The 9,683-nt window shown below is 47.6% G+C and carries 10 protein-coding genes, 5 tRNA genes and 1 rRNA gene; 7 read left to right on the forward strand and 9 right to left on the reverse strand.

All coding sequences use genetic code 11. The features are described 5' to 3' along the window. Positions 1 to 7 precede the first annotated feature (7 nt). Together rrf and J7K79_RS06650 are read left to right on the forward strand one after the other, a co-directional pair. A 5S ribosomal RNA gene (gene rrf / locus J7K79_RS06645) occupies positions 8 to 124 on the forward strand. A 69-nt stretch (positions 125 to 193) separates the two neighbouring features. Then, entirely contained in the window at positions 194 to 472 is a 279-nt protein-coding gene (locus J7K79_RS06650) for a hypothetical protein (protein ID WP_296906646.1), read from the forward strand. Positions 473 to 497: 25 nt separating this feature from the next. On the opposite strand, the gene J7K79_RS06655 is transcribed toward J7K79_RS06650, so the two are convergent. Then, positions 498 to 1,061 (reverse strand): hypothetical protein, encoded by a 564-nt coding sequence (locus J7K79_RS06655; RefSeq protein ID WP_296906649.1) that lies wholly within the window; start codon positions 1,059 to 1,061, stop codon positions 498 to 500. 84 nt (positions 1,062 to 1,145) lie between these two features. On the opposite strand from J7K79_RS06655, the gene holA reads away from it, so the two are divergent. Genes holA through J7K79_RS06675 form a run of 4 tightly spaced genes read left to right on the forward strand, consistent with a single transcriptional unit; the run spans position 1,146 to position 5,327 of the window. Further along, positions 1,146 to 2,120: a DNA polymerase III subunit delta gene (gene holA / locus J7K79_RS06660; RefSeq protein ID WP_296906651.1), complete on the forward strand. Its 975-nt coding sequence runs from the start codon at positions 1,146 to 1,148 to the stop codon at positions 2,118 to 2,120. Beyond that, positions 2,089 to 3,303, forward strand: coding sequence for a TIGR04013 family B12-binding domain/radical SAM domain-containing protein (locus J7K79_RS06665; protein ID WP_296906654.1), 1,215 nt, complete (start codon positions 2,089 to 2,091; stop codon positions 3,301 to 3,303). Before holA ends, J7K79_RS06665 begins: the two co-directional genes overlap by 32 nt. Beyond that, complete coding sequence (locus J7K79_RS06670) at positions 3,242 to 4,045, forward strand: carbon-nitrogen hydrolase family protein (RefSeq protein WP_366932601.1); 804 nt, start codon at positions 3,242 to 3,244, stop codon at positions 4,043 to 4,045. Before J7K79_RS06665 ends, J7K79_RS06670 begins: the two co-directional genes overlap by 62 nt. Then, entirely contained in the window at positions 3,987 to 5,327 is a 1,341-nt protein-coding gene (locus tag J7K79_RS06675) for a phosphoglucosamine mutase (protein ID WP_296906660.1), read from the forward strand. Before J7K79_RS06670 ends, J7K79_RS06675 begins: the two co-directional genes overlap by 59 nt. On the opposite strand, the gene J7K79_RS06680 is transcribed toward J7K79_RS06675, so the two are convergent. From J7K79_RS06680 to J7K79_RS06690, 3 genes are read right to left on the reverse strand one after another with little or no spacing between them, the layout of a single operon-like run. Next, positions 5,307 to 5,756: an SRPBCC domain-containing protein gene (locus J7K79_RS06680; RefSeq protein ID WP_296906663.1), complete on the reverse strand. Its 450-nt coding sequence runs from the start codon at positions 5,754 to 5,756 to the stop codon at positions 5,307 to 5,309. The genes J7K79_RS06675 and J7K79_RS06680 overlap by 21 nt on opposite strands. Further along, a complete protein-coding gene (locus J7K79_RS06685) occupies positions 5,680 to 6,789 on the reverse strand; it encodes a two-component system response regulator (protein WP_296906665.1) in 1,110 nt (369 codons plus the stop codon). The genes J7K79_RS06680 and J7K79_RS06685 overlap by 77 nt, the downstream gene beginning before the upstream one ends. Further along, entirely contained in the window at positions 6,764 to 7,792 is a 1,029-nt protein-coding gene (locus tag J7K79_RS06690; protein WP_296906668.1) for a sensor histidine kinase, read from the reverse strand. Before J7K79_RS06690 ends, J7K79_RS06685 begins: the two co-directional genes overlap by 26 nt. Positions 7,793 to 8,604: 812 nt before the next feature. On the opposite strand from J7K79_RS06690, the gene J7K79_RS06695 reads away from it, so the two are divergent. Continuing rightward, positions 8,605 to 8,680: transfer RNA gene (locus J7K79_RS06695), tRNA-Ala, on the forward strand. Positions 8,681 to 8,733: 53 nt separating this feature from the next. Here J7K79_RS06695 and J7K79_RS06700 read toward each other — a convergent pair. From J7K79_RS06700 to J7K79_RS06720, 5 genes are all read right to left on the reverse strand, one after another. Continuing rightward, a complete protein-coding gene (locus tag J7K79_RS06700; RefSeq protein ID WP_296906670.1) occupies positions 8,734 to 8,997 on the reverse strand; it encodes a stage V sporulation protein S in 264 nt (87 codons plus the stop codon). A gap of 69 nt (positions 8,998 to 9,066) precedes the next feature. After that, positions 9,067 to 9,143 (reverse strand) — tRNA-Arg (locus tag J7K79_RS06705). 5 nt (positions 9,144 to 9,148) lie between these two features. After that, a tRNA-His gene (locus tag J7K79_RS06710) sits at positions 9,149 to 9,224 on the reverse strand. A 13-nt stretch (positions 9,225 to 9,237) separates the two neighbouring features. Further along, positions 9,238 to 9,314, reverse strand: a tRNA-Arg gene (locus tag J7K79_RS06715). 11 nt (positions 9,315 to 9,325) lie between these two features. Further along, positions 9,326 to 9,401: transfer RNA gene (locus J7K79_RS06720), tRNA-Gly, on the reverse strand. Between the last annotated feature and the right edge of the window lie 282 nt (positions 9,402 to 9,683).

Here is a 9,683-nt window from a genome sequence, read left to right on the forward strand (position 1 = left end):
AGTTTCCCCGGGTGCCGATACTGGGGCGGGAAACACCCGGTTCCATTCCGAACCCGGCCGTTAAGCCGCCCTGGGCCGATGGTAGTATGGGGGCAGCCCCATGCGAGAGTAGGTAGCGCCCGGGGATTTGTTTTTTTATAGAGCCCCTTCTGGGGCTTTTTTGTTATTATCGCGACAAAGAGGGGGTGATCTTGTGGCGGAAAAACTTCCCGTAAAGACCGTAATGGCCATCTTGGTGGAGAACAGGAGGGAAACCGCAGAGAAGGTGCAGAAAATTCTCACAACCTGGGGGTGTTTGATCAAAACAAGACTCGGGCTCCACGATGGTGTACTCGACAACTGCTCTGATGCGGGTCTTATCGTCCTCGAGCTTGTGGGAAGTCCAGAGCAGCACAGGGAGCTGTGTGACAAGCTCAACAAACTACCAGGTGTGAAAGCAGATTACATGGAGCTTTCTTTCGATGAAGAGTGAAGCCCCTCAAAAGAGGGGCTCTTTCTCACCAGGCGGTCCAGGTAACCCAGAGTCTTATGTTTGTTATCTCAACAGTCACTGTGGCACCTGAAGATTCATAACTTTCTTGCCCAAAGATCACCCAGAGTGTGACATCTTTTCCGTTGTTTATCTCGTTCAAGGCCTCTTTCAAGGCAGGCGAGTCGTTAGCGGAAATGGAGAGGGTGTACTCATTCTGTTGAGAAGTGTCAATTTCGATGGACATGTCACCTTCTGTCGGGGATGCTGGCTTTTCAAGAGAAAAACCTATGAACCCATCAAACACAAGATCTCCTTCCACGGTGATCTTCCCGGTCACTTCGATATTGTGGAAGTAGACTGTTCCTGGTACTCCAGCCTCTTGCTGGGCGTTCTCCACATCCTCTGCCTTGATAGTAAAGCTCGCCCACGTTGTTTCTAAGGAAGTGGAAGTTCCTTCTGGAATCGTGAACTTCTGAGGTTCAATGCCAGGGTTTCCAAGATCAATGGGGATAGGCACCGGAATACATCCGGAAACCAGCAACAGAATTCCGGCCGTGATCAACGCTGACCAGATGAGCACCTTTTTCATCTTTTCACCTCCTTCTTTTTTTCAATGATATCACTTTGAACCTTTTTTCCAAAGCATGTTAAAATTCCTTTGAGAGGTGATCGAATGCCGGTGACTTTCCTCACGGGTGCTTCGGAAACCCAAAAGGAGGAGTTGATAAAAAAGCTCCTGAAAGATGAAAAGACAGAATACATAAGGATCCATCCCGATGATCCCGATAAATTGAACTTTCTGAGATCTATCATCAAAACGAGGACGATATTCTCCGGCAAAACTGTGGTGGACATCATCGATTTTGATTCATGGAAATCTCAAGAGCAAAGGCGCCTTCTTGAACTCATAAAGAGCGTCCCGGAAGATGTACACGTTTTCGTACGCTCTCAGAGATCATCCACAAAAGGTGTGAGTTTGGATTTGCCGAAGCCGTGGGAGACGGACAAGTGGCTCGAGTGGATAGAGAAACGTTTCAGCGAACACGGATTGAAGATCACCAAAGACGCACTTCAGCTCTTTTTCTCCAAAGTTGGAACAAGCGACCTTTTCGTGGAAAGAGAGATTGAAAAACTGAAAGCCTATTCCGAAACTGGTAACATCACAGCAGAAGACGTGGAAGCGGTGGTCTTCACCTATCAAACCCCAGGGTACGATGAGTTTTGCTTTGCCGTCTCTGAGGGAAAAAGAAGGCTTGCACACTCCCTTTTATCACAGATGTGGAAGAACACAGAACCAGTGGTAATTTCTGCTGTGCTCGTGAATCATTTTCTTGATCTTTTCAAACTGGTTGTGCTCGTCACCAGAAAGAGATACTACACTTGGCCGGACATTTCGAGGATCTCGAAAGAACTCGGTATTCCAGTTCCCAGAGTGGCGCGCTTTCTGGGTTTTGCGTTCAAAGCGTGGAAGTTCAAGGTGGTAAACCACCTTCTCTACTACGATACCGCCAGGCTCGAGTCGATCCTCAGGAGACTCTACGAACTGGACAGGTCTGTCAAGAGTGAGGAAGATCCGAAACCACTTTTTCACGGGTTCATAGAAGAGGTGGCGCTGGATGTATATTCTCTTCAAAGAGACGAAAAATAACTGGTACAGCCTCGCTGCCCTTCTTTCTACGATATACAGCAGACATCTCAATGTGGTGGCAAAACCTGTGAGATTCGATGAGATAAAGAATTTCCCTCCCGATGAAACCGTGGTTGCTTACTCTTTCATGAGTTTTGACCTTGATACCGTGAAAGAGGAGGTCGCGGTGCTGAAGGAAAGAGGCTACACCCTCATAGCGGGGGGACCACATGCGAGCGCTGATCCTGAGGGTTGCTTGAGAATGGGATTCGATCACGTTTTCATCGGAGACGGTGAAGAAAACATCCTGAGGTTCATAATGGGGGAGAGAAGTAGGATCTTCGATGGAGTCTCGAAGAGGGTTAATCTGAACCACTATCCACCTTTCCTCCCCTCGAAAGGAATCTACATGCCCATTGAAATCACAAGAGGATGCCCCTTTGCTTGTGCGTACTGTCAGACTCCAAACCTTGCGGGAAGACGAGTGAGACATCGGGATGTGGACGTGGTCCTTCATTACGCAAAGCTCGGTGTGGAGAAAAGCAGGAAACTGGCGCGTTTCATAGCCCCAAACTCCTTTGGGTACGGTTCCAGAAACGGTGTAACTCCAAATGTTGAAAAGATAGAAGAGCTTCTTTACGGGCTCAGGAAAGTCGGCGTTGAGGAGATCTATTTCGGGACTTTTCCGTCCGAAGTGAGACCCGAGTCCGTAACCGACGAAGTGCTGAAAGTGGTGAAAAAATATGTTAACAACCGATCGATAGTGATAGGAGCTCAGAGTGGTAGCGACAGAATATTGAGGATCATAAAGCGAGGTCATACCGTAGAACAGGTCGAAGAAGCCATAGAGAAGATAGCATTTCACGGTTACACACCACACGTCGATTTCATATTCGGATTTCCGTTCGAGACAAAGGAGGATATAGAGATGACGTTCAACTTCATCATCAAGATCGTGGAAAAATACGGTGCCAGGATTCACGCACACACCTTCATGCCACTTCCTGGAACGGAGCTCTTCAGGGCAGGACCTGGAAGGCTCACGAAGGATCACTACAGGTTCCTCGGAAGACTCGCTTCGAAGGGTATACTGGACGGATACTGGTTGAAACAGGAAACACTATCAAGGAAGGTGTACGAAATTGCGAGTGGCAGCGGTTCAGATGCTTCCGTTGATCGGGGAGTTCGAGGAGAACCTGGGTAAGATAGAGCGCTTCGTGGAAGAAGCAGCTTTGAACGATGTGGACATGATCGTCTTTCCTGAGCTCACGGTCAGCGGTTACACGTGGGATGGGAAGACGTTGGAGAAGGGCGCCAGGTTCTTCGATGAGGTTGCCAAGAAGAAACTTTTGAGGCTTTCAAGGGAAAGACAGATCGTTATCGTCGTTGGCACTCCTAGAATCGTTTTGGGAAACCTCAGAAACTCTCTGGTGATCTTCAAAAAGAAGAGAGAACTTCTTTTCTACGATAAAACACATCTTTTTCGTAGAGAGAAAGATGTCTTCGAGCCAGGGGAGTACTTTCTTACCTTCTCTTACAAAGGAGTTGTCTTTGGAACGTTGATCTGCTATGAGATAGGTTTTCCGGAGATCTCGCGGATTTTGACCTTCAGAGGAAGCAAGGTGATCCTTTCCTCTTTTGCCTTTGGGAAGGAAAGGGAGCACACCTACGACATCGCAACGAGGGCACGAGCGGTGGAAAACAGTGTTTTCCTGGTGGCGTCGTCCACGAGTGGCAGAGGATTTGTGGAGTTCGTTGGAAGAACGAGGATAGTTGCTCCCAATGGAAAGATTCTCAAGGAGATAGGAGCCGGTGAAGGTATGATATTCAAGGACCTCAATCCTGACATCGTCTACCATTACAGATACGACGAAGAGGCTGACTCTCATGCTTATCTCAGAAACTACAAGATCCACATGTATACCTTGCAAAAGGGGAGGTTATAAAGTGAAGTACTTCGGCACCGACGGGATAAGGGGTATTTTCGGGGACACCTTGACCGATGAGCTGGCGTTCAAGGTGGGAAAAGCGCTGGGGGAGATCGTTGGAGAGGGGAAAGTACTCATAGGAAAGGATACGAGAGTTTCAGGAGATTCTCTGGAAGCGGCCCTTTCTGCAGGACTCACTTCGATGGGTGTTGATGTTCTTTCCTGTGGTATCCTTTCCACGCCTGCAGTGGCCCTTCTCACGAGGATCACGAGATCATACGGTGTGGTCATATCTGCGTCTCACAATCCTCCAGAGTACAACGGTATAAAGATCCTGAAGAGTGGCTACAAGATACCGAACGAACTGGAGGAGAAAATAGAGAGGAAGATAGAGGGGGAATTTCAGAAGCGCTATGTCGTGGGAAAGATAAGGCCTTTCAGAGAAGGAAAAGACATGTACATTGGTGCCGTCCTTGAGATGTTCAAAGATCTGGATCTTTCTGGAAAGAGCGTTTCCCTCGACCTTGCCAACGGAGCCACGACGACCACGGTGAAGGACGTGTTCGAATTCCTCGGCGCCGACTTGGAGATCTTCAACTCCTCACAGGATGGCCTTCTCATAAACCAGGGTTGTGGAGCCACGCACCCGAAATTTCTGGCAGAAGAGATGAAGAAGGGTAGGATCGGTTTCACTTTCGATGGTGATGGCGATCGTGTGATGGTGATAGACGAGGAAAGGAACGTGGTGAATGGGGATAAGATCATAGGAATACTGGCAGAGGGAATGATGAGAGAAGGAAGACTGGAGAACGCTGTTGTGGTGGGGACCGTCATGACCAATGGGGGGCTCGAAGAATATTTGAAGAAGAAAGGAGCGAAACTCCTCAGAACAAAGGTGGGAGACAAGTACGTTCTGGAAGAGATGTTAAGTTCAAAAGCGAATCTTGGTGGTGAAAGATCGGGTCACATCATAATCCTCGACAGGAGCACCACGGGTGATGGTCTCATAACCGCTCTGGAGTTGATGAGAACCATCGAAAAGTTGGGAAAGACCCTCTTGGAACTCGCGAAAGAAATACCGGACCTTCCACAGGTTACCAAGAACGTGAGAAGAACAGAGAAGACCTCCCTGGAGCATGAGGGGTTGAGGCGACTGATCGAAAAGTACAATGCCGAGGGTTACCGAATCATTGTGAGACCATCCGGGACGGAACCTGTCATAAGGATCACTGTGGAGGGAAGGGACAGAGACAGAGTGGAGGAAATTGCGGAAGTGCTCTCAAGGACTCTCGAGGGTTGAAATCCCGTATTCTATCCACACCTTGGCGAGGGTGAGCATCTCACCCCAACCGGTGGCACACTCCAGTTTTATCTTCATGTCCTCTTCTTTCAGAACGATCATGTGGTCTACCACACGAACCCATGTTCCACCGTAACTGGACGAAAAAAACTCCATCCTCACTCTGGATCTGTAGCCGTCTTCATAGGAGTTCCAGGAAAATTCTATAAGGTGGGGTAGTTCCAACCTGTGGATGATCCCTTCATCCGTCACTTCCTCACCGAACGTTTTCCTCAACCATCTGAAGTGAATCTTTCCTCCTTCTTTCAGTTCCATCTTCATACCATCTGTGAACCATCCGTCCCACCCGTTTTCATTCACGAAGACCTTCCACACTCTCTCCAGAGGAGCTCTTATGTGAATCTCCGCTGTCGTCGGTGGGATCTTCATTTTCTACCCTCCTGTACACCTCCGATATTTCTCTTTCCAGTGCCAAGAAAGCCTCCACGACCTCCGGTGAGTACAGCTCTCCGGAAAGAGATTCTATCTCCTGAAAGGCCTCTTCCAGTGATTTCGGTTTCTTGTACGGTCTTTTGGACACCATCGCATCGAAGCTGTCTGCCACTGCCACTATGAGGCCAGAGAGTGGAATTTCTTTTCCCTTGAGCCCTTTCGGGTATCCAGAACCGTTCCACCTCTCGTGGTGAGTGAGAGCAATCTCCGCTCCCATACGCAATATGGGGGAAGAGCTTCGACTGAGGATCCTGAAACCAATGAGGGTGTGTTGTTTCATTATCTCGAACTCCTCTGGGGTGAGGATACCAGGTTTCAGAAGAATCCTGTCCGGAATTCCTATCTTTCCTATATCGTGCAGTGGTGCCGCAAATTGTATTTCGGTGACGAACGTCTCATCCAATCCTATCTCCTCTGCTATCCTGCCGGAGAGCCATCCCACTCTTTCGGTGTGTCTGTAAGTTTCAACGTCCCTGTATTCAGAGAGTGTTTTCAATATGTCGAGGACCTCGAAAAGGAAATCCTCGTACTCTGTGAAGAACTCTTCTGCCGCCTTTTCCATGAATTGGAGCTTTCCCTTGAGAGATCTCAGATAGCTGTTCCTGTAGAGGTGAAACACCCTGTTCCTAAGAGCATGGGTTATCTTCAATTTCAGAAGTTCAAGGTTAACGGGTTTTTTTATAAAGTCATCAGCGCCCGCTTCTATGCTCTTCCTGATGATGTCCCTGTCGGTGTAGGCTGTTACGATAAAAACCACGCAGGAAGGTTTTCTGTGTTTTATCTCGCTCACAACTTCTATTCCGCTCATCCCAGGAAGTTTGATACCCACGAGGGCTACATCGACCTTTATGGAAAGATCTACCGCTTCTCTTCCATCGGTCGTCTCCACCACATCGAAACCGGAGAGTTTCAGATACTTCCCTATCGTTTCCCGTGTAATTTCGTCATCCTCCACTATCAGCACTGTCATCATCATCCCTCCTGGCGGGAATCACCACTTTGAAGGTAGTTCCTTCCTTTTCAATCAATGCCAAGGTACCTCCTAGGTAATCCATCAGTTTTTTGACAGACAGCAGTTCAAAGCCGCTTTGAGTTTTCAAACCAAGTTCCGGGTTGGAAACCATCAGGAAGATTCTATCATCCTTCTTTTTTACCTCAGGAAGGATTCTTTCAGAGGAAGTGAACTTCACGGCGTTCGAAGGCAGATTTGTTACAACAGCAAGAAATGCCTCTTTGTCCACATGAGTTTCGTCGAAATCCAGCTTCGCGGTCGTTTCGAGTCTTTTGGTTTTTGCCATATCTAGGATGCAGGCTACGGCACCTTCCACGTCTTTCTTTTTTACAACGTCCGATTTCCCAATCGAGATGTTTAAAATCCTATCGATTTCCTTCAGTGTGTTGAAACATGTCCGCACCATGTTTATGGTGATGTTTGAGGTTTCAGGATACCTGGGTTTCGGAAGCTGAGCGCTTACGTATATCGTGTTTATTAGATTTTTGAGATCGTGCACCAGGTTTTTCACGAGCACGATGTACACCTTGTGGAGCTTTCTTTTTTCCTCCAGAAAAGAAAAGTACCTTTCGATGAAACTAAAAGGAGATTCTTTAAGAGGTACCAGGTAAGGTGGGATGTTTTTTGAGAAAAAAGAGCTGGGGAGAGATCTCAGTTTCTCTTTGTCTTCTTCTCTAAGAACGTCCGCCATGATTCTTGTGAGATCTTTTGAGAGGTTTTCTATCTCTTTTCTTGGAATCTCAACGTGCGCTTTGATAAAGTACCGCGCCAGAAGCAGACTTTTGGCGGCAACAGGATAGAGGCAAATCTCCCTGAAGAGATAAAAGAGGATAGATGAGGCTGAGTAGAGAAGGACACTTACCAGCAGGAAGGGTGAAAGTTGCCCCAAAAAGAGTGTGATCAAAGAAAGAATAAGGAAGACTGCTTCCAGGTAGGAAGGAATACCGAATCTGAGGAGCAAGGGAAAAAGCAGGCCAGCAAAAGAAGCGTCAAAGAGCCATTTTACACGTGACGATCTACGAAAGAGTAGGCACCCTTCCAAAACGATGAGTTTTGAACAACTCAGAAACATCCACGATCTTTCAGGATTCGTGAGAAAAATCCTTACGAAAGGAAAAGAGGGGGGAGCAGAGAACAAAAAAGTAGAAAGGGACAGCAACCCCGATTCTTCGTTTTTTCTTCGTACTTGCACGATGAGTGACGAAGGGGAGAAAAAGATCTGTGAAATCCAAAAGGTGACAACCACCACTTTTGTTGGGCTGGAAAAGAGAAAGCGCATGAGGATCATGTTTGAAAGGGCCGTTACTATAAAGGGTCCACACTATCCCCTCCCTCCGAAATTAATTTAACATAATGATGGGTGAAAAATCAAGAATCATTCTCAAATATTCTAGCAAATGATTATTTATATGCTCGCATTCATCGATGAATACATGCATCATAAATCTAATGATCTTGTTATAAGATAACAAAAGAATTCCCCTATGATCTCTGTACTGATGCAGGGAGCATCTAAAGAGGGGATGAAGGTGTTTTTGTTGAATCAGATGAAGTGACCACCCTTCAAGAACCTTTTTGGATGTCACTTTGGTACTTTCGCAACATGATCACCCAGACCAAATCTCATAAGCTTTTCCGTTGTGGAACTTCTGGAGTTAAGAGGAAGAGAGTTGATTATGAAAAGTGGGTGAATTCGTAAGGAACTTCTTGGTATACCGATTTTTGCAGGACTTGAATAGAGGAGGAAGATCGAGTATAATAAATCTCGGATGTGGGGCCGTAGCTCAGCTGGGAGAGCGCTACCTTCGCACGGTAGAGGTCGTGGGTTCAAGTCCCATCGGCTCCACCAAAGAAAAAAACCCCCGCTTTTGCGGGGGTTTGTTTTTCGCGTAACTTCAGAATTCAGTCCCTCGGAAAGATGATGAATTTGATAGCTGTCCTCGTTTCCCCGTTGATCTGCACCTCTGTGAAGGCAGGTACACACACGAGGTTAACACCACTCGGAGCAAGGTAGCCTCTTGCGATAGCTATGGCCTTCACAGCCTGGTTCACCGCGCCGGCCCCGATCGCTTGAAGTTCCGCTTTCCCTTTCTCTCTGATAACACCTGCGAGTGCTCCTGCTACCTTGTTAGGGTTGGAATTAGAAGCAACCTTGAGTACTTCCATGTGTTTCTACCTCCTCTACGGTGAGCGTTTTTCTATGTTTTCCGACGACATTGGTTTATCGGTTTTGACTGGCGCGCCCGGCAGGACTCGAACCCGCAACCATCGGATCCGAAGTCCGACGCTCTATCCTGTTGAGCTACGGGCGCGCATCTGGGGTGACCAGCGGGACTCGAACCCGCGACCACCTGATCCACAGTCAGGCGCTCTACCAACTGAGCTATGGTCACCACAAAAACAAGATGGCGCGCCCGGCAGGACTCGAACCTGCAACCCTCGGATTAGAAATCCGATGCTCTATCCTGTTGAGCTACGGGCGCACCAACAACCTTGGAGCGGGCGACGGGACTCGAACCCGCAACCCTCGGCTTGGAAGGCCGATGCTCTACCAATTGAGCTACACCCGCCCGTCAAAGACCCTCCAGGCATTAGAAATATTATCATATTCGTACGAGATCGTCAAGAGAGGGTGGCGGTGTTACAAAAATCGGGGTAAGAGTGAGAAAAATATGAGATAAAAGCGAGAAAAAATAAGACAAAAACATATCACATACATGTTGTACGCAAGGAACTTAACAAGTGCCATTACCATTGCCATATCTTCCCTGTACACTGCAACATATCCAGATAGCTTCATCTTCAAATTCCCAAACAACCCTTCTATCTCATTACGTTCTTTGTATTCCTCC

The organism is Thermotoga sp. (genome assembly GCF_021162145.1).
Classification (GTDB): domain Bacteria; phylum Thermotogota; class Thermotogae; order Thermotogales; family Thermotogaceae; genus Thermotoga.